Raw genomic sequence first — 16941 nt, 5'->3', positions numbered from 1 at the left:
TGTAGAAGAAGCCTGCGCCGTAGGTGGAGCAGACGCGAACGTATTCAACTGCAGCGGCCTTCTTCGCGGGAAGATCGGCGGCTTGAGCTCCGGCAACGGCGGCGAGACCCGCAACCGATCCGAGAAGAAGGCTCTTAACGAGCTTCATGAGTAATCTCCAGGTCTTAAATACTGGGGCCATCAAGCCCCCGTGCAACCGTGAACATACTTCGGCGGCAGATTCATACAATCGGATGCAAGCGCCAAAGCTGTCTACACTGGATGCATTATGCCCATTGCTTAGGCATATGACACCGTTGTAACTCTCTTTCTCTTCGAGTGTGATCTAATTTCAACAGTTCCTTATGGGTGAACGCGCTTTGAAAAGAGGAATAGCCGCCTCTCGATCACCAGAAGTCATAAGGACCGGAGCGGCAGCGATACCCGATCGGGCATTGCGGGGTGTCCCGCGTCTGCACCCAGGCTGGGTCCAGAACCTCATTGTTCTCACAGAAGCTACGATCGCGCACATAGCGATCGTAGGTGTATTGGCCCGTGCTGAGAACCGCAGCGCCGCTGGAGAACACGATTTGCCGAGCCTGATTACAGGTAAGGTTCGGCGTGAACGGGCGCGATTGCGCAAAAGCAGTCGTAGCGCTGGCCATGAGGATGGTAACGAGAGCAATCCTGTTCATGCGATCGTCCATGGATGAGGGGTCGGAATGGCCCGAACCGCCAAGGATAACGCCGCAAGAAGGGCTTTTGTTACAGAAGCTTCAAAGCATGGGCTGGAGCCGACGCGCCATCTCCACCGCCCCCGCATAGTCCGTCTTGCCGGAACCGAGAACGGGAACGCCCGAAACGAGAATTCCCTTTGGCACCCACAACTCCGAGAACCCCTGCTCCCGCGAATGGGCGAGCAAAACATCGCGATCCGCATCCGGCTTCTCGGTGATCAGAACGATCTGCTCGCCCTTGCGCGGATCGGGCAGCGCCACGACCACGTGGTTGAAGTCGGGCCAAAGCTGCTGAACCACCGCTTCGATGGCGGCCAGCGACACCATCTCCCCGCCGACCTTGGCGAAGCGCTTGGCGCGACCGCGAATGGTCACGAGGCCATCCTCCACGGTGACGATATCGCCGGTATCGTGCCAGCCCTCAGTGGGCGGATTGATCCGGCCAGGGTTCTCGGGGTCGAGATAGCCCTTCATGATGTTGGGGCCGCGCACATGCAGGCGTCCGCCCACATGGATGCCTTCCACCGGATCGAGCCGCCACTCGATGCCGGGCAGGATGAGCCCCACCGAGCCCGGGCGATTACGCTCAGGCAGATTCACGGCGATCACGGGCGCACACTCGGTCGCGCCATAGCCTTCGAGGATGATCGTGCCGTGCCTGGCCCAGAGCGAACGCGTCTCGTCCTTCACACGCTCGGCTCCGGCGATCACATAGCGCACGCTCGCAAGGTCGTTCTCGCCGGCCGCGCGGGCATATCCCTGCAGGAAGGTGTCGGTCGCCAGCAGGATCGTTGCCTTGGTTCCGGCGATGAGCTTGGGGATCTGGCGATAATGCAGCGGACTCGGATACAGCACCGACTTCATGCCGTTGAGCACCGCCGTGAGAAGCCCCGCCGTCAGGCCGAAGGAATGGAAGATCGGCAGCGGATTGAAGAATACGTCGTCAGGCCGCAGCACATCGCCCGCGAGCGCCTTCACCTGATAGGCATTGGCCACGAGATTGGCGTTCGACAGCACCACCGCCTTCGGCACGCCCTCGGAGCCTGATGTGAACAGCACCACCGCCGGATCGTCGGGTCCACGCTTCACTTGCGCATGAACGGACCGCGCGCGCCAGGAATCGATGAGGCCGCGCAGCTTGTCGAAGCTGGTCAGGCTCTTGCGCACATCCTCGAGCCAGATGATGCGGCGCCCCTCGCCCAAGGCTTCGATGATGTCGTCGAGCTTGCCATGCTCGATGAAGCGGCGTGAGGTGATGATGGTGGTGATGCCGGCGATCTCGCAGGCCGCCTTCAAGTTCTTCAAACCCGCCGTGAAATTGAGGAAGGCGGGCACGCGGCCATATGCGTTCAGCCCGAACAGGGTGACCGCGATAGCCTGCACATTCGGCAGCAGCACGCCGACCGTCTCGCCCGTGCCTGTCAGGCTGGCGAGCTTGCGGCCCAGCACCAGCGAGCCGAGCACCAACCGCCCGAAGGTGATGGGTTGGCGCTCCAGATCCTCCAGGGCGACCTTGTTGTGCCCGAACGTATCGCGTGCATCGAGCAGCGCGCCGAAAAGGGTCTTGCGCGTGCGCGCTGCGTCGAATGCAGTCACGGTCAGCCTGCGGAGCCTTCACGGATCGGGGCTTGGTAGGCCAGGCCCATATCCCAGGGGAAATAGATCCAGGTATCCTGACTCACTTCCGTGACGAACGTATCAATGAGCGGACGGCCGGCGGGCTTGGCATAGACGGCGGCGAAATGGGCGTTGGGGAGCATGTCGCGGACGATCTTGGCGGTCTTGCCGGTATCGGTCAGGTCGTCGATGACGAGAACGCCCTTGCCCTTGCCGTCACCCATCGCCTTGATGGAAGGCGCAATTTCCTTGATCACCTGCAGATCGCCCTGGTTCTTGTAGTCGTGATAGCTCGCGATGCAGACGCTCTCGATGAGACGCAGGTCGAGTTCGCGGGCCACGATGGCGGCAGGCACGAGGCCGCCGCGCGTGATGCAGACGATAGCTTCGAACGGGCCCGCCGAGGCCAGGCGCCATGCCAGGGCGCGGCAATCGCGGTGGAACTGATCCCAGGAGACGGGGAAGGCTTTGGGAGAGGTGGGAGACATGGGCTTGCTCGTTTGGCTGATGTGATGGGAGGAACGGTTCAAAGGGGCGCTTGGTCGCCCTTGAGGCGCCCGAGCAGGTCTTGTATGGCGGCTTTGGCGGCGGCGACCTCGGCGGGGTCCTTGCCCCGCGCGACGATCTGGTTGCGGAAGCCCGCCGTAGAGAATGAGGGATAAGAGCCAATGGAGACGCTGGGATGCGCGGCGGCAACTTGGGCAAGGCCCTCGGCATAGATGCCCTCAGGAAGCCCTTCCGCCTCGATGGTCTCGATGATCATGCGCGCGCCGGTCTGAAGTCCCGACGCGATATTGTCGAGCATCGCCTGCATGATCGAGGGCACGCCAGCCATGACGTAGACATTGCCGATATGGAAGCCGGGAGCCTTCGAGATCGGGTTCTCGATGAGGTCCGCGCCGTCGGGAATGCGGGCCATGCGCATCCGGGCCTCGTTGAGCTCGTCCGGCTGGTAGCGCTCCCGAAGCATGGCGACGGCGCGCGGATCGTGCCCGATGCCGACGCCGAAGGCCTTCGCGATGCAATCGGCGGTGATGTCGTCATGGGTCGGGCCGATGCCGCCCGTGGTGAAGAGATAGGTATAGCGGGAGCGCAGGGCGTTGACCGCCGCGACGATCTCCTCCTCCACATCCGGAACCACCCGGACCTCGCGCAGATCGATGCCGATCCCGGTCAGATACTCGGCGACATAGCCGATATTCTTATCCTTGGTGCGCCCGGTCAGGATCTCATCTCCGATGATGAGAAGGGCGGCTGTGACGGAAACGGCCATGCGTGACGATCCCTTTTAAGGGGCTTTAGCTTCAGAGAAGGCAATTCTCAAGCACACACAAGAGTTCAGCGGGCGTCATCCCCGGCCGAACGTGTGGAGGGGAAGGCGATCCATAGCGCCGCGCTGGGGTGGATCGCCTTCCTTCGCTGACGCTCGCCGGGGATGACATCATGTAGCTTGGCCTCAAAAGCCTTCCCCTGCTACGAGGGCCCTTCTGCATAAGTGATGGATTGAATGCGTTTTCAGGAAACCCTGCTCGAAGGCCGTCTCATCGAGCGCTACAAGCGATTTCTGGCGGATGTTCAGCTGGACACGGGCGAGATCGTCACCGCCCATTGCGCCAATCCCGGCGCGATGATGGGATTGAAGGAGCCCGGCAGCCGGGTCTTCCTTTCCCGCGCCTCGAACCCGGCCCGCAAGCTCAAATACAATTGGGAATTCATCGAAGTCCCCGCTGGCGGCGGTCCGAACCAGCTTATCGGCATCAACACCTCCCGCCCCAACCTGCTCGTCGCGGAAGCCCTGCGCGAAGGGCGGCTGGCTCCCTTCGCGCATTACGACCGCGTCCGCCCGGAGGTGAAATACGGCAGGAACAGCCGGGTGGACTTCCTTCTCGAGAAGGATGATGAGCCGCCATGCTATCTGGAGGTGAAGAACTGCCACCTCATGCGCGAGGCCGGCTTCGCGGAGTTTCCCGATTGCGTCGCCGCCCGCAGCGCCAAGCACCTCTACGAGCTTGCCGACATGGTCGACAGCGGAGCCCGAGCCGCCCTCGTCTATGTGATTCAGATGGATGCTAACCGCTTCGACGTCGCCCGCGACATCGACCCTGCTTACGACAAGGCCTTCCGCCATGCCCTTGCGGCAGGGGTCGAGTCCTATGCCTATATCTGCCGGATCACGCCCGAGGAAGTGACGATCGACAGGCCTGTCGAGATCATCACGCCGCGCTGACCACGCTTGTCATTCCGGGGCGAGCGCTAGCGAGAGCCCGGAACCCATAACCACAACGGCCTAAGGAAGCGACGCGACGGAACCCGCTCGCTTCATGTAGCCTCTTCGGTGGTTATGGGTTCCGGGCTCGCCTGTGGCGCCCCGGAATGACAGAGGGCGAGCTACGGCCCAACTTTTCTAAACCCGCTCGAAAACCAGATTCATCTTGGTCTGGAGAACCTGGCGGTAGCCCTTGCCCTTGAGGAGCTTCGTCACGTCCACCTGCCAGCGGGCCGGCACGTCGGGAATGATGAGAATCGACGGATAGAGCGCAGGCTGAGCGTCGCGGAAGAACGGATCGAGGATCAGATCCTCCGCGCCTTCGACGTCGAGCTTGAGCGCATCCAGGCGCTCGAAGCCCTCGCGTTTTACGAGGTCGAGCAGCGTGACCGTGGGAACGCGGATCGTCTCGGTCTGGCTGGAATTGACGATCTTCAGGCTGGCCTCGCCCCGGTTCAATGGATCGAGGAACAGGGTCAGCTCGCCGGTCTTGTCGGCGACCGCGCAATCCACGGCCTTGATGGTCGCAAAGGGGTTCTGGCGGATGTTGTAGATCAGCCGGTCGAAAATTTCCGGCTGAGGCTCGACCGCGAGGATGCGCGACGAGGCCTCGGTCTTGCGGGCCACCAGCAGCGCATACCAGCCCACGTTCGAACCCACATCGATGAAGGTGAAGCCCTCCCTCGCGCGGGCAGCGATAAGCTTGATTTCATCGATGTCGAAATACTGGGGCGTGAAGAGGATGCGCCGCTCGCACACGTTCTTATAGGGAGAAAGCCGCATCCGAACCCCGAAGGTCTCGAGGTCGAGAGGCTGCCCCTTCAGGGATTTCATCCCGACCCGGCGCAGCATCAGGGCGAACCGGCGCGCCATCCATCCGCCCGGCAGACCGCGCGTGCGATCGATCACCCAGCGGGTGAGACCTGAAGGCGCAAAGGTCCCGAAGGGACGTGATTCATTCATTACCGAGGTATCCAAAGCCGCCGAACCGGATGAACAGGGTTGCTCATGACACCCTCTAGCCCCAATCGCAAGTCTCCGGATTGTGCTCTCCGCTTGCTTCGGGCGTAACGATCCTTACATTCGGGTTTCAAAGCAAGGACTGAGTATGACCGAGACTGAAATCGTCGAGCGTAAGCGCTCCGCCGAAATTCCGCTCCATGGACCGGATGCCTTCGAGAGCATGCGCCGGGCCGGCCGCATGGTCGCCGAGTGCCTCGACATGCTCACGGACCATGTGAAGCCCGGCGTGACGACCGAGGATCTGGATATGCTTGCCTTCGATTTCATCCTGGATAACGGTGCCTTTCCGGCCTGCCTGAATTACCGCGGCTATACCAAGACGATCTGCACCTCGATCAACCACGTGGTCTGCCACGGCATCCCCAACGACAAGCCCCTGCGCGACGGGGACATCATGAACGTGGACGTCACCCTGATCCTCGACGGGTGGCACGGCGATTCGAGCCGCATGTATTATGTGGGCGATGTCCCCCGCCGGGCGCAGCGCCTGTGCGAGATCACCTATGAATGCCTGCTGCGCGGCATCGCCGCCGTGCGCCCCGGCGCCACGACCAACGATATCGGAGCGGCCATCCAGACCTATGCGGAAGCGGAGCGCTGCTCCGTGGTGCGGGATTTCTGCGGCCATGGCATCGGCAAGGTCTTCCACGATTCACCGACGATCCTGCATTACGTGGAGCCCGCCTATAACGTGGAACTCAAGGCCGGCATGTTCTTCACCATCGAGCCCATGATCAATTTAGGCCGTCCGCAGGTGAAGGTGCTCGCCGACGGCTGGACCGCCGTGACCCGCGACCGCTCCCTCTCGGCGCAGTTCGAGCACATGGTGGGCGTGACGGAAACCGGCGTAGAAGTCTTCACCTTCTCGCCGAAGGGTTTCGACAAGCCACCGTATGAAGCGGCCTGATCGGAAGCCTGCTTAGCCCAGGCTCTCCGGCATGGCCCGGTAGCGGCAGCTGATGATGAACGTCGCGACTACTCCGCCTGCAGCAAAGCCCATGGTGGCGCAGTTTTCCATGACACGGAAACCGATGCCCATAGGATCGAAATGGGGTGAGGAAAATATCGCTGCCGTGAACACCGCAACCGGCGCGATCAAAAGATAGGCGAGCGCAATGCCGAGTATGGCTCCGGCCACTCCTCCCAGAGCAATGCCGAGCAGGGCCAGGAAGGCCAGCCCCAGATACTGCATCGAGTGAACGACGTGCTTCATTAGCCTTGCCCACAGCTGAACTACAGCCGAGATAATGAAACGTTATGAAGAAACTTCTTCTCCCGCAAGAGCTGGGCTAAAGCTTTCCCGTTCCATCCTTCGAGAATGAAGAATCACGGGCGGCATGAGCGACGACGACACTCCCCATTATCATGGCCACCGGGACCGGCTTCGCGCACGTTTCACCGATGTGGGCGGAGACATATTGCCGGATTACGAATTGCTGGAACTCGTTCTTTTCCGCTCGATTCCGCGCCGGGACGTGAAGCCGATCGCCAAGGCCCTCATCAAGCGCTTCGGCACCTTCGCCGAGGTGCTGGCAGCGCCCCCTGCCCGCCTGATGGAGATCGATGGGGTCAGCGAGCGCGTGGTGACCGATCTCAAAATCGTGGAAGCCTCGGCGCGGCGTCTCGCCAAGGGCGAGGTGATGAAGCGTCCGGTTCTCTCCTCCTGGACCTCCGTTCTCGATTATTGCCGCACTGCCATGGCCTTCATGGACAAGGAGCAGTTCCGCCTGCTCTTCCTCGACAAGCGCAATGCGCTGATCGCCGATGAGGTGCAGCAATCGGGCACCGTGGACCACACCCCGGTCTATCCGCGCGAGGTGGTGAAGCGGGCGCTTGAACTCTCGGCCTCCGCGCTCATCCTGGTGCACAATCACCCGTCCGGCGACCCGACACCTTCCGCCGCCGACATCAAGATGACCCGCGAGATCATCGAAGTGGCGAAGCCCTTGGGCATCGCGGTTCACGACCACATCATCGTCGGCCGGGAGGGTCATGCGAGCCTCAAAGGCCTCCAGCTGATCTAAGCTTAAGAGCAGAACCAACCTCGTCCATTCGCGTTACACCCTCACTGAAAACGTGAATTCAAGGACGAGATTTATGAAAATGCTCGCAATGACAGCCGCTTTCCTCGGCACGACCCTGCTCGCCTCCGGCGCCATGGCTCAGACTGCCCCCGCGACCCCGTCGGCTCCCGGCGCAGGGACGACGGGATCTTCCCAATTCATCACTCAGCTGAGCCCCGGCACGATGCTGCTTTCCGAATTCATGGATCTCGACGTCATAGGTCCGGACAATAAGGATATCGGCGACGTCGAGGATGTAATCCTCAGTCGTGACGGCAAGGTCGCCGCCGTGGTGATCGAGGTCGATAAAGGCATCGGCGACCGCACGGTAGCTCTGCCCATGGCCAGCTTCCAGCTGGTACCGGATGCTTCCACGACCGGCTCGGTTCAAAACTCCAGCAACACCGCATCCGCCCTGCGCGATGCCGCCGATATGAACCTGAAGATCGACATGACGGTCGAGCAGCTTAAGGCAGCACCGGAATTCGATCACAACGACTAAGCTGTTTCTCAGAAACAGAGCTTATGCCCGGCCTCGTGCCGGGCATTTGCATTTGCGGCTTAGAAGATCGACTCGAGGCCCGTGAAGATCGCGTAGACGAAGCCGAGGCTCAGGGTCAGTCCGATGGAGCCGATCGCGAGGCCGCCGATGATCACGAGACCGTCGCGCTCCACCAGGCCGAGACCGACAAGGCAGACGGCGAGCCCTAAGGGGATCTGCCCGACGAAGGGCGGCGCGAAGAGAAGACCCAGTGCCAGCACCAGGATGATCAGACCCATGAGGCGCATCGCGAGCGGGGTGTCGAGGAAGGTCATGCGCGGGCGTGAGAACCGCTCCAGCCTGCGGAAAGCGGGCATCGCGCGTCCGACGGCGCGTTCCACATCCGTGCGGGCGACGGAGCGGTTGAGGAGCTGCCTCGGCAGCCAAGGGGCTTCACGTCCGGAGGCGATCTGGATCGCGACGAGCCCCAAAAGAAGACCGCAGACCAGCGGAATGGGCGGCGGCATGGGCAGGCAGTTCGGAAGGCCGAGCAGCACGATCAACAGAGCGAAGGCCCGATCCTGCAGCACGCTCATGATGTCGCGAACGGTCAGGCGCTCGCCTGGCTGAGAGGCAAGAGCAAGCAGGATTTGGGACGTTCGCGCGTTGGAAAACAAGGAGCCCTGGCAAGTTGGGGGAAGCTCGACGCGCTTCTCTACCCGAGTTACGGCGCGGGGCCAAGGCTCTTGAGCCTCTGCATTTTCAAGAATCGGCGGGCAGGCAATCACCTCTCAGTGAAGGCTGATCTCCCCTGAAATGGCTCTGAACTCGGCGGGACGGATCAGCTGAGCATGGGAGACCGTGACGGAATGAAGCGGCCCGGCGAGTTCCCGTTTCCAAAAATCCAGGAATTCGATCAGCACGGGAAAGCGCGGCGCCAAATCGTAATCCTGCCAGATATAGGTTTGCAGGAACGATGGATGATCCGGCATCCTGTAGAGGATCTTGGCGGTGGTCAGCCCGTAGCCTTCCATCTGGCGGATGAAATCCTTGGAGACCATGCGCGCTCCCCTCATCGATCCCAAGAGACGCACCGGAAAGACCTCACCCGAGCGACGGGCGATGTCCTGCCCAATGCCCAAGGTCAAATCGCGAGCGGATATCCGAGTTCCACATCGGCATCGAAGGTTGAAGCCGCTTAAGTTCCACCGAGCTGCTTGTAGAATACTGTCGTCGGGCAAAGACCTCCTTGCGGCCAGAGCGCATAGTTCGGGATGATTCCGACACTCTTCCAATCGAGGCGCGTATAGAGGCGCTCGCCGTCGCTGCCGGTCACCGTATCGAGGACGAGCACGCTCTTGCCGGCCTCACGCGCAGCCTTTTCCGCAGCTTGCAGAAGCACGGCGCCGACGCCGCGCCGCCGTGCCTTGCGATGCACCAGCATTTTCGAGATGTCGCCACGATGCGGCTGGTTCTCGGGCTGCTTCAACACGACCTGAACGGTGCCGATGATCTCAGCGCTCACCTTGTCTTCGGCGATGAGCAGGATGCGTTCGCCCGCCGCCACCGCATCCGCGACGCCCTGCCAGAACGCCTGCGCCTTTTCCTGCGGCATCGGCAGCATGAATCCGACGGATGCGCCGCCTTCAACACAATCGATGAGCACAGCGGCGAGAGCACCGACATATTCGTTCGCCTCATGAGGCTTGAGCGTGCGGACGACAACGTCACCGGTCATGGATGTTCCTCAACGATGCGGAGAGCCGGACGCGGCCCTGTCGGTGGCGAGCGCCACGAGATAGCGGGCGGAATGTTCGGAGACATTCCGGAAGACCGTGGGACGGTCGAGCTTCATCGACAGGCAATCGCCCGTTTTGAGCTCATGGCGATCATCACCTAACGAGAGCTCGATGCTGCCCTCGATGATCCAGATTTGCTGGCTGACGCCGACCGTGCGGTGCATCGTGTCATAAGCCACCCTCGCCCCGGCGGGCAGAATGACCTCGACCAGTTCGATGGGCGAAGGAAAGCCGGGAGCCGACAGGCTGCGGCGCAGGTAACCGCTTTCGGGATCGCGCCAGACCCGCTGATCCGCGTGCCGCGCCAGGGGCGAGGCTTCGCTCGTCCGCTCATCGGCGAACAGGGAGGCAAGCGTCGCGCCCAGCCCTCCGGCGAGCTTGTCGAGAATGACGGCGGTCGGGCTGCTCTCGCCACGCTCGATCAGCGAAATCATGGACCGGCTGACGCCTGTCCGTTCTGAGAGATGGTCGAGGGTCAGCCCCTGCTCGGCGCGCAACGTCCGAAGGCGGGCGGCGAGGTGAGCATTGAGATCAGGGACATCATCCATTAAAACAGAATGCATTTCCAATATATTGGAGTCAACAGCGGGAACGCTGCATTTCCTCAATGATTGAATACAGGCGGCGATCAGCCATTGACGAACTCCAAGGACTTGGTGGAATGACAAGCGTAATGTCACGCTATGCGGCAGGATGACGAGGCGAAGAGGAGGTCACCGGGGATGCGTTTTGCCTTCGCCGGAATCGATTTCCTTGGGGATGTGTTCGAGACTTTTCTCAGCCGGGGCTGGCAGCCGGTCAAACTCTTCAGCCGTCCCTGCGATGGCATCTACGATTTCAACGACGTTACCATCGGGCGCGCCCGCAGCCTCGGTCTCCCGGTCCAGACGACGCGCATCTACCCTTCGGATCTCGCATCGCTGAAGGCCATGGGATGCGAGGTTCTGGTTGTGGCCGGCTATCCCTGGCTCATCAAAGGCTGGGAACATCACCTCCCCTATGCCCTCAATTTTCATCCGTCACCGTTGCCAAAAGGGCGCGGACCCTACCCGCTCTTTCAGGCCATCCTCGATCAGGAAACTCAATGGGGCATGACGGCCCATGTGATGGATCCGAGTTTCGACACGGGGCCGATTCTCACGCAGAAACACTTCGGGCTCAGCTCTGTGGAGACCCACGACACGCTTCTGGCCAAGTGCCAGATGGCCGCGAAGGAGGTTGCCGCGCACCTGGCAGAGGATCTTCCAAGGATATGGGCCGAGGCAACGCCGCAGGGATCCGGCAGCTATTGGCCCCGGGTCACGCAGGTGCAGCGCACGGTTGATTGGACGGGAGATGTAGAGAGCGTATTGCGCACGATCCGCGCCTTCGGTTCCATCGAAGCCTTCGCGCAGGTGGATTCCCGCTACGTCTATCTATGGAACGCATCCGGCTGGCAGGAACCGCACCGTTATCGGCCGGGCACTCTCGTCCATAAGCACCGCAAGCATCTGGTGGTCGCGGCGCAGGACGGTTTCGTTCAGATCAGGGGATGGAGCTATTATGCACCGGCGTCAGGGACGCCACGGGGCGCATAACAGCCTAGTATCCCATCAGCGCCGACGTTTCAGAAGCTTCCAGGCCTGACGCAGGATGACGATATTCCGGATAAGCTTGAACATTCTTTCCTCCAAATGGACAATATATTCACTAAGGTCACTTGGGGCTGAAGGTTCCAGCAAAGCCTCTCAAAGCTCGTGGTAATACCGCCCTTGATAGACCAACGCCGGATGAACCGGGCCGAGGCGGATTCTGACGATTTCACCGATGATGACGTGATGCGTGGCGACGATCCTGGCATCGCTCAGGCGGCAATCGAACGAGACGAGGCTCGTGGTGAGCGCGGGCGATCCCGTCTCGAGCAGATTCCAGGTGCCTGCCGAGAAGCGCTCCTGACCTTGAAGGCCGGTCCGTCCGGCGAAAATATCGGCCAGTTCCCGATCAGAAGCACCAAGGGTGTTCACGCAGAAGACCCCGTTGGCGAGCAGAGCCTGCGCCGACCGGGAAGCAGTGTTGACGCAGACCAGGAGGGAGGCCGGGCTGTCGGTGACGGGGGTTATCGCCGTCGCCGTGAAACCGGATCGGCCCGAAGGCCCCTCCGTCGTCACCACATGGACCGCTCCGGCGACGCGGCTCATGCCCTCCCGAAACTCCAGGAAATCGGGCGTCATCGGGATGTCTGCGTCGAAAGGAGTATAGGGGGAATAGTCAACATCAGGTTCCGCACAGGCCCCCCGGCGCATCGGAGGGTACACAAAAGGGCATATGGTCCTTGAGCAGAGTCTTGGAAAGACGCCAGTTTTTTTCGATGCCGTTTATTCCGTCAACGTGTGCCGCCAAATCCATCAACAACCCTTATAGGAATCTTAACATCGCGTTGTCGAACGAAAATCCGTTTGATACAGACAGGCTTAGCTGACGTCCCGCTTGGCCTTGCTCCTGCATCGTGCTTTGCTGTGTCGTCTCCCAGAAAGACCCGCTTCCAGAGGGCAAGGGTAGGATATGGAAATTTTTGTCCAGCAGCTCATCAACGGGCTGACGCTGGGGTCGATCTACGGCCTCATAGCCATCGGCTATACAATGGTCTTTGGCATCATCGGCATGGTCAACTTCGCCCACGGCGATGTCTTCATGCTCTCCGCATTCATCGCGCTGATCTTCTTCCTGATCCTGACCACTTGGCTCGGGATCTCCTCTGTGGTGCTGGCGCTGTTCTTCGTGCTCATCATCGCCATGGTGCTCACCTCCCTGTGGGGTTGGGCCATCGAGCGCATCGCCTACCGGCCTCTGCGCGGGTCCTTCCGCCTCGCGCCGCTGATCTCGGCGATCGGCGTCTCGATCTTCCTCTCCAACTTCGTCCAGGTGGCCCAGGGCGCGCGCAACAAGCCCACGGCCCCGATGGTCGGCGACGTGATCGTGCTGTTCCAGGGCGCGAGCGGATACAATGTTGCGATTTCCTATAAGCAGATCATCATCATGGTCGTGACGGCCGTGCTGCTGACGATCTTCTGGTATCTCGTTCAGAAGACCTCGCTCGGCCGCGCCCAGCGCGCCTGCGAGCAGGACCGCAAGATGGCCTCGCTTCTCGGCATCAACGTGGACCGTACGATCTCGCTGACCTTCGTCATCGGCGCGTCGCTCGCCGCGGTCGCGGGCACCATGTATCTGCTCTATTATGGCGTGGTAAGCTTCAACGATGGCTTCGTTCCAGGCGTGAAGGCCTTCACCGCGGCGGTTCTCGGCGGCATCGGCTCCCTGCCCGGAGCGGTGCTCGGCGGCCTGATCATCGGCCTTATCGAGGTCTTCTGGTCGGCTTATTTCTCCATCGAGTACAAGGATGTCGCCGCTTTCTCGATCCTGGCCATCGTCTTGATCTTCATGCCCTCCGGTATTCTCGGACGGCCTGAAGTCGAGAAGGTTTAAGGAGTTCGACGACCATGAACGCTCCTTCCATCACCACAACGGCCCAGGACCAACCGGTCACCCGCAAGTTCGACCTGACGGCAGCCCTCAAGGACTCGCTGAAAACGGCCCTGATCATGCTGGGCCTGTCGATCCCGATCCTGGCCTACAAGACCGACCAGTCCGGCGCCGATCTCAACCTCACGCCGCGCTGGGGCCTGGTGGCGATCATCTGCGCCATCGTGTTCGGCGGACGGCTCCTGCTTCACGCCTTCACCGCGTCCCGCTCCTACCGCCAGGCGACTCCAAGCGCCCATCAGGCGACGGAGGCGGTGCACGCGGAGCCGAGTGCCTTCCAGAAGGCCTCTCGTTTCGGCGTGCCCTTCTTCCTGGGCGTGGCCGTGGCCTTCCCCGTCCTGATCTACCTGATCCAGGGCGGCCTCAACGAGTCGCGCTACTGGGTCGACCTGGGGATCCTGATCCTCACCTACGTGATGCTCGGCTGGGGCCTGAACATCGTGGTGGGCCTCGCGGGCCTGCTCGACTTAGGGTACGTCGCCTTCTATGCGGTCGGGGCCTATTCCTACGCGCTGCTCTCCACCACCTTCGGCCTGTCCTTCTGGATCTGCTTGCCCCTCGCCGGCATCCTCGCCGGGTTCTGGGGCATGATCCTCGGCTTCCCGGTGCTGCGCCTGCGCGGCGATTACCTCGCCATCGTGACGCTGGCCTTCGGTGAAATCATCCGCCTCGTCCTCATCAACTGGGTGGACCTGACGAATGGCGGCGCCGGCATCGCCTCTATCCCGCGCGCGACCTTCTTCGGCCTGCCCTTCACGGCGGGAGAAGGCGGCTTCGCGGCAACCTTCGGGCTCGAATTCAATGGCATGCACAGGATTTTTTTCCTGTACTACCTCATCCTCGCGCTCGCGCTCCTCACCAATTTCGTGACCATGCGGCTGCGCAAGCTGCCGGTGGGCCGCGCGTGGGAAGCGCTTCGCGAAGACGAGATCGCCTGCCGTTCGCTGGGCATCAACACCACGAACACCAAGCTGACGGCATTCGCCATCGGCGCCATGTTCGGCGGCTTCGCGGGTTCGTTCTTCGCGGTCCGCCAGGGTTTCGTCTCTCCGGAAAGCTTCAACTTCCTGGAATCGGCGATCATTCTGGCCATCGTGGTGCTCGGCGGCATGGGCTCGCAGATCGGCGTCGCCATCGCGGCGATCGTGCTGGTCGGCGGCCCCGAAATGTTACGTAACCTCACCTTCCTGCAATCGATCTTCGGCTCCGGTTTCGATCCGAATGAATACCGCCTGCTGCTCTTCGGCGCCGGCATGGTGGCGATGATGGTCTGGCGTCCGCGCGGCCTCATCTCGGAACGTGAACCCTCTGTGATCTTGAAAGAGCGCAAGGCCATCTCGGGCTCGCTCGTGAAGGAAGGACACGGCTAATGCGCTGGCTGCAGGATCCCATCCTCGACGTACAGCATCTCACGATGCGCTTTGGCGGCCTCGTCGCCATCAACGACCTCTCGTTCCAGGCCGGGCGCGGCGACATCACCGCGCTCATCGGCCCGAACGGCGCGGGCAAAACCACTGTCTTCAATTGCATCACCGGCTTCTACAAGCCGACAGAAGGCATGATGGCGCTGCGCAAGCCGGACGGCTCGCACCTGCTGCTGGAGAGGCTTCCCGGCTTCGACATCAACTGGAAGGCCAAGGTCGCCCGCACCTTCCAGAACATCCGCCTGTTCTCCGGCATGACCCTGCTGGAGAACCTTCTGGTGGCGCAGCACAACCCGCTGATGATCTCCTCCGGCTTCACCTTGTTCGGTATTCTCGGCCTTCGCAGCTATCGCAACGCTGAGAAGGAGGCCATCGAGAAGGCGAAGTTCTGGCTGGAGAAGACCCGTCTCATCGACAGGGCCGACCATCCCGCCGGTGACCTGCCCTATGGCGATCAGCGCCGTCTGGAAATCGCCCGCGCCATGTGCACCGATCCGCTCCTGCTCTGCCTCGACGAGCCGGCGGCGGGCCTCAACCCGCGCGAGTCGCTGGAGCTGAACGAGCTTCTGCTCTCGATCCGCCAGGATCACGGCACCTCGATCCTGCTGATCGAGCACGACATGTCCGTCGTGATGCAGATCTCGGATCACGTGGTCGTTCTCGATTACGGCACCAAGATCTCGGACGGCCTGCCCGTCGAGGTGAGGAACGATCCCAAGGTCATCGCCGCCTATCTGGGCGTGGCCGACGAGGAAGTGGAAAAGGTCGAAGCGGAGATCGGCGTATGACCGCTGGAACGAATATTCAACAATCCGCGACCCAGGCGGGCCGCCAGCCGCTCTTGAGCGTGCGCGGCGTGAAGACCTATTACGGCAACATCATCGCTCTCAAGGGCGTGGACATGGACGTTCACGAAGGCGAGATCGTCACGCTGATCGGCGCCAACGGCGCCGGCAAGTCGACGCTGATGATGACGATCTTCGGCAACCCGCGCGCCCGCGAAGGCACCATCACCTATGCGGGCCGCGACATCACCCAGATGCCGACGCACGAGATCGCTCATCTCTCTATCGCGCAGTCGCCGGAAGGCCGCCGCATCTTCCCGCGCATGACTGTGTTCGAGAACCTTCAGATGGGCGCAGCCATCAACGGCATGGCCCATTTCGACCATGACCTGGAGCGGGTCTGCAGCCTGTTTCCGCGCCTGAAGGAACGCCTTCAGCAGCGCGGCGGCACGCTCTCGGGCGGTGAGCAGCAGATGCTCGCCATCGCCCGCGCGCTCATGAGCCGCCCTCGCCTGCTGCTGCTGGACGAGCCGTCGCTGGGTCTTGCCCCGCTGATCGTGAAGCAGATCTTCGAGATCATCAAAGAGCTGAACGAGAAGGACGGCATGACGGTGTTCCTCGTGGAGCAGAACGCCTATCACGCGCTCAAGCTTGCCCATCGCGGCTATGTGATGGTGACCGGCAACATCACCATGAGCGGCACTGGCAAGGATCTTCTGAGCGATCCGCAGGTGCGCGCAGCCTACCTCGAGGGAGGACATTGATGCAGGGCGTTCTTTACGAAGAGTCTTCGTTCTGGCTCTTTCTCCTCTTCACCGTGATCCTGGGCGGTTGGGCCGCCTGGATGACGGGCCGGGCCATCGCGCTCACCTGGCGTCCGTACTGGAACCTGATCCTCTATCTGTTCATCCTGGGAGCCGCAGTGCGGTTCATCCACTTCGCCCTTTTCGAAGGCACCCTGCTCTCGATCCATTACTACGCCATCGATACCATCGTGATGCTGATCATCGGATCACTAGGATTCCGGTATTATCGGGCCCGTCAGATGACCCGGCAATATCGCTGGCTGTACGAGCGGACCGGCCCGTTTTCCTGGCGGGAAAAGGCTTCTGCAACAAAGGGCTGACGCATCGTGCGAAAAGGTGGACCCCGGCTTTGCGCACCAAACTATGCGCCACTTTAAAAAGGCGGAGCATCGGATTGATCCCAAAAGTGGATTCCACTTTTGGGTCCAATGCTTTGGTCTCA

At 61.5% G+C, this 16941-nt stretch carries 22 protein-coding genes; 10 read left to right on the top strand and 12 right to left on the bottom strand.

What is annotated here, in order from left to right:
* The 5 genes from AB4Y85_RS06280 to AB4Y85_RS06260 all read right to left on the bottom strand — a co-directional run.
* A partial coding sequence (locus AB4Y85_RS06280) for a porin (RefSeq protein ID WP_441984018.1) occupies window positions 1-148 on the bottom strand: 148 nt, incomplete at its 3' end.
* A gap of 238 nt (window positions 149-386) precedes the next feature.
* The gene (locus tag AB4Y85_RS06275) at window positions 387-674 is read right to left on the bottom strand and encodes a hypothetical protein (protein WP_441984007.1); all 288 of its coding nucleotides are present in this window, start codon (window positions 672-674) and stop codon (window positions 387-389) included.
* 81 nt (window positions 675-755) lie between these two features.
* Window positions 756-2312, bottom strand: a complete 1557-nt coding sequence (locus tag AB4Y85_RS06270; protein ID WP_441984006.1) for an AMP-binding protein — start codon at window positions 2310-2312, stop codon at window positions 756-758.
* Between the two features lie 2 nt (window positions 2313-2314).
* On the bottom strand, window positions 2315-2821 hold the full coding sequence (gene gpt, locus AB4Y85_RS06265) for a xanthine phosphoribosyltransferase (RefSeq protein ID WP_441984005.1): 507 nt from the start codon (window positions 2819-2821) through the stop codon (window positions 2315-2317).
* Between the two features lie 38 nt (window positions 2822-2859).
* Window positions 2860-3606 carry a competence/damage-inducible protein A gene (locus AB4Y85_RS06260; RefSeq protein WP_441984004.1) on the bottom strand — a complete coding sequence of 249 codons (747 nt, stop codon included), beginning with the start codon at window positions 3604-3606 and terminating at the stop codon, window positions 2860-2862.
* A gap of 234 nt (window positions 3607-3840) precedes the next feature.
* On the opposite strand from AB4Y85_RS06260, the gene sfsA reads away from it, so the two are divergent.
* Complete coding sequence (gene sfsA, locus AB4Y85_RS06255) at window positions 3841-4560, top strand: DNA/RNA nuclease SfsA (RefSeq protein ID WP_441984003.1); 720 nt, start codon at window positions 3841-3843, stop codon at window positions 4558-4560.
* A gap of 177 nt (window positions 4561-4737) precedes the next feature.
* Here sfsA and AB4Y85_RS06250 read toward each other — a convergent pair whose 3' ends face one another.
* Complete coding sequence (locus AB4Y85_RS06250; RefSeq protein ID WP_441984002.1) at window positions 4738-5562, bottom strand: FkbM family methyltransferase; 825 nt, start codon at window positions 5560-5562, stop codon at window positions 4738-4740.
* A 145-nt stretch (window positions 5563-5707) separates the two neighbouring features.
* On the opposite strand from AB4Y85_RS06250, the gene map reads away from it, so the two are divergent.
* The gene (map, locus tag AB4Y85_RS06245; protein WP_441984001.1) at window positions 5708-6529 is read left to right on the top strand and encodes a type I methionyl aminopeptidase; all 822 of its coding nucleotides are present in this window, start codon (window positions 5708-5710) and stop codon (window positions 6527-6529) included.
* A 12-nt stretch (window positions 6530-6541) separates the two neighbouring features.
* Here the strand turns inward: map and AB4Y85_RS06240 are convergent, their stop codons facing one another.
* Complete coding sequence (locus AB4Y85_RS06240; RefSeq protein ID WP_441984000.1) at window positions 6542-6835, bottom strand: hypothetical protein; 294 nt, start codon at window positions 6833-6835, stop codon at window positions 6542-6544.
* 124 nt (window positions 6836-6959) lie between these two features.
* On the opposite strand from AB4Y85_RS06240, the gene radC reads away from it, so the two are divergent.
* Together radC and AB4Y85_RS06230 are read left to right on the top strand one after the other, a co-directional pair.
* Window positions 6960-7646, top strand: a complete 687-nt coding sequence (radC, locus tag AB4Y85_RS06235) for a RadC family protein (RefSeq protein WP_441983999.1) — start codon at window positions 6960-6962, stop codon at window positions 7644-7646.
* Between the two features lie 73 nt (window positions 7647-7719).
* Window positions 7720-8187 (top strand): PRC-barrel domain-containing protein, encoded by a 468-nt coding sequence (locus AB4Y85_RS06230; RefSeq protein ID WP_441983998.1) that lies wholly within the window; start codon window positions 7720-7722, stop codon window positions 8185-8187.
* Between the two features lie 59 nt (window positions 8188-8246).
* Here AB4Y85_RS06230 and AB4Y85_RS06225 read toward each other — a convergent pair whose 3' ends face one another.
* The 4 genes from AB4Y85_RS06225 to AB4Y85_RS06210 form a co-directional block, all read right to left on the bottom strand.
* Window positions 8247-8843 (bottom strand): exopolysaccharide biosynthesis protein, encoded by a 597-nt coding sequence (locus tag AB4Y85_RS06225; protein ID WP_441983997.1) that lies wholly within the window; start codon window positions 8841-8843, stop codon window positions 8247-8249.
* Window positions 8844-8957: 114 nt separating this feature from the next.
* Window positions 8958-9227, bottom strand: coding sequence for an usg protein (locus AB4Y85_RS06220; protein ID WP_441984017.1), 270 nt, complete (start codon window positions 9225-9227; stop codon window positions 8958-8960).
* A 137-nt stretch (window positions 9228-9364) separates the two neighbouring features.
* Window positions 9365-9904 carry a GNAT family N-acetyltransferase gene (locus AB4Y85_RS06215; RefSeq protein ID WP_441983996.1) on the bottom strand — a complete coding sequence of 180 codons (540 nt, stop codon included), beginning with the start codon at window positions 9902-9904 and terminating at the stop codon, window positions 9365-9367.
* Window positions 9905-9913: 9 nt separating this feature from the next.
* Complete coding sequence (locus AB4Y85_RS06210; RefSeq protein WP_441983995.1) at window positions 9914-10513, bottom strand: helix-turn-helix domain-containing protein; 600 nt, start codon at window positions 10511-10513, stop codon at window positions 9914-9916.
* 174 nt (window positions 10514-10687) lie between these two features.
* Here AB4Y85_RS06210 and AB4Y85_RS06205 point away from each other — a divergent pair, with 174 nt between their 5' ends.
* Window positions 10688-11542: a methionyl-tRNA formyltransferase gene (locus AB4Y85_RS06205; RefSeq protein WP_441983994.1), complete on the top strand. Its 855-nt coding sequence runs from the start codon at window positions 10688-10690 to the stop codon at window positions 11540-11542.
* Window positions 11543-11692: 150 nt separating this feature from the next.
* Here AB4Y85_RS06205 and AB4Y85_RS06200 read toward each other — a convergent pair whose 3' ends face one another.
* Window positions 11693-12175 carry a flavin reductase family protein gene (locus AB4Y85_RS06200; RefSeq protein WP_441983993.1) on the bottom strand — a complete coding sequence of 161 codons (483 nt, stop codon included), beginning with the start codon at window positions 12173-12175 and terminating at the stop codon, window positions 11693-11695.
* A 331-nt stretch (window positions 12176-12506) separates the two neighbouring features.
* Between AB4Y85_RS06200 and AB4Y85_RS06195 the strand changes: the two genes are divergently transcribed.
* The 5 genes from AB4Y85_RS06195 to AB4Y85_RS06175 are packed head-to-tail and all read left to right on the top strand — an operon-like array spanning window position 12507 to window position 16819.
* On the top strand, window positions 12507-13427 hold the full coding sequence (locus AB4Y85_RS06195; RefSeq protein ID WP_441983992.1) for a branched-chain amino acid ABC transporter permease: 921 nt from the start codon (window positions 12507-12509) through the stop codon (window positions 13425-13427).
* Window positions 13428-13441: 14 nt separating this feature from the next.
* On the top strand, window positions 13442-14854 hold the full coding sequence (livM, locus tag AB4Y85_RS06190; RefSeq protein WP_441983991.1) for a high-affinity branched-chain amino acid ABC transporter permease LivM: 1413 nt from the start codon (window positions 13442-13444) through the stop codon (window positions 14852-14854).
* Window positions 14854-15696, top strand: coding sequence for an ABC transporter ATP-binding protein (locus tag AB4Y85_RS06185; RefSeq protein ID WP_441983990.1), 843 nt, complete (start codon window positions 14854-14856; stop codon window positions 15694-15696). Before livM ends, AB4Y85_RS06185 begins: the two co-directional genes overlap by 1 nt.
* Window positions 15693-16457: an ABC transporter ATP-binding protein gene (locus AB4Y85_RS06180; protein ID WP_441983989.1), complete on the top strand. Its 765-nt coding sequence runs from the start codon at window positions 15693-15695 to the stop codon at window positions 16455-16457. Before AB4Y85_RS06185 ends, AB4Y85_RS06180 begins: the two co-directional genes overlap by 4 nt.
* Complete coding sequence (locus AB4Y85_RS06175; RefSeq protein ID WP_441983988.1) at window positions 16457-16819, top strand: DUF6867 family protein; 363 nt, start codon at window positions 16457-16459, stop codon at window positions 16817-16819. Before AB4Y85_RS06180 ends, AB4Y85_RS06175 begins: the two co-directional genes overlap by 1 nt.
* Window positions 16820-16941: the final 122 nt, after the last annotated feature.

Source organism: Microvirga sp. 2YAF29 (genome assembly GCF_052114605.1).
Taxonomy (GTDB): domain Bacteria; phylum Pseudomonadota; class Alphaproteobacteria; order Rhizobiales; family Beijerinckiaceae; genus Microvirga.
Note: the sequence above shows the minus strand (reverse complement) of the source record. Positions and strands in the feature narration are given on the sequence as shown.

What these genes read in the sequence shown, in the direction of transcription:
- AB4Y85_RS06275 (WP_441984007.1), bottom strand. Translation starts at nt 674, where the DNA reads ATGAACAGGATTGCTCTCGTTACCATCCTCATGGCCAGCGCTACGACT.
- gpt (WP_441984005.1), bottom strand. Translation starts at nt 2,821, where the DNA reads ATGTCTCCCACCTCTCCCAAAGCCTTCCCCGTCTCCTGGGATCAGTTC.
- AB4Y85_RS06260 (WP_441984004.1), bottom strand. Translation starts at nt 3,606, where the DNA reads ATGGCCGTTTCCGTCACAGCCGCCCTTCTCATCATCGGAGATGAGATC.
- sfsA (WP_441984003.1), top strand. Translation starts at nt 3,841, where the DNA reads ATGCGTTTTCAGGAAACCCTGCTCGAAGGCCGTCTCATCGAGCGCTAC.
- AB4Y85_RS06250 (WP_441984002.1), bottom strand. Translation starts at nt 5,562, where the DNA reads ATGAATGAATCACGTCCCTTCGGGACCTTTGCGCCTTCAGGTCTCACC.
- map (WP_441984001.1), top strand. Translation starts at nt 5,708, where the DNA reads ATGACCGAGACTGAAATCGTCGAGCGTAAGCGCTCCGCCGAAATTCCG.
- AB4Y85_RS06240 (WP_441984000.1), bottom strand. Translation starts at nt 6,835, where the DNA reads ATGAAGCACGTCGTTCACTCGATGCAGTATCTGGGGCTGGCCTTCCTG.
- radC (WP_441983999.1), top strand. Translation starts at nt 6,960, where the DNA reads ATGAGCGACGACGACACTCCCCATTATCATGGCCACCGGGACCGGCTT.
- AB4Y85_RS06230 (WP_441983998.1), top strand. Translation starts at nt 7,720, where the DNA reads ATGAAAATGCTCGCAATGACAGCCGCTTTCCTCGGCACGACCCTGCTC.
- AB4Y85_RS06220 (WP_441984017.1), bottom strand. Translation starts at nt 9,227, where the DNA reads ATGGTCTCCAAGGATTTCATCCGCCAGATGGAAGGCTACGGGCTGACC.
- AB4Y85_RS06215 (WP_441983996.1), bottom strand. Translation starts at nt 9,904, where the DNA reads ATGACCGGTGACGTTGTCGTCCGCACGCTCAAGCCTCATGAGGCGAAC.
- AB4Y85_RS06210 (WP_441983995.1), bottom strand. Translation starts at nt 10,513, where the DNA reads ATGGATGATGTCCCTGATCTCAATGCTCACCTCGCCGCCCGCCTTCGG.
- AB4Y85_RS06205 (WP_441983994.1), top strand. Translation starts at nt 10,688, where the DNA reads ATGCGTTTTGCCTTCGCCGGAATCGATTTCCTTGGGGATGTGTTCGAG.
- AB4Y85_RS06200 (WP_441983993.1), bottom strand. Translation starts at nt 12,175, where the DNA reads ATGACGCCCGATTTCCTGGAGTTTCGGGAGGGCATGAGCCGCGTCGCC.
- AB4Y85_RS06195 (WP_441983992.1), top strand. Translation starts at nt 12,507, where the DNA reads ATGGAAATTTTTGTCCAGCAGCTCATCAACGGGCTGACGCTGGGGTCG.
- livM (WP_441983991.1), top strand. Translation starts at nt 13,442, where the DNA reads ATGAACGCTCCTTCCATCACCACAACGGCCCAGGACCAACCGGTCACC.
- AB4Y85_RS06185 (WP_441983990.1), top strand. Translation starts at nt 14,854, where the DNA reads ATGCGCTGGCTGCAGGATCCCATCCTCGACGTACAGCATCTCACGATG.
- AB4Y85_RS06180 (WP_441983989.1), top strand. Translation starts at nt 15,693, where the DNA reads ATGACCGCTGGAACGAATATTCAACAATCCGCGACCCAGGCGGGCCGC.
- AB4Y85_RS06175 (WP_441983988.1), top strand. Translation starts at nt 16,457, where the DNA reads ATGCAGGGCGTTCTTTACGAAGAGTCTTCGTTCTGGCTCTTTCTCCTC.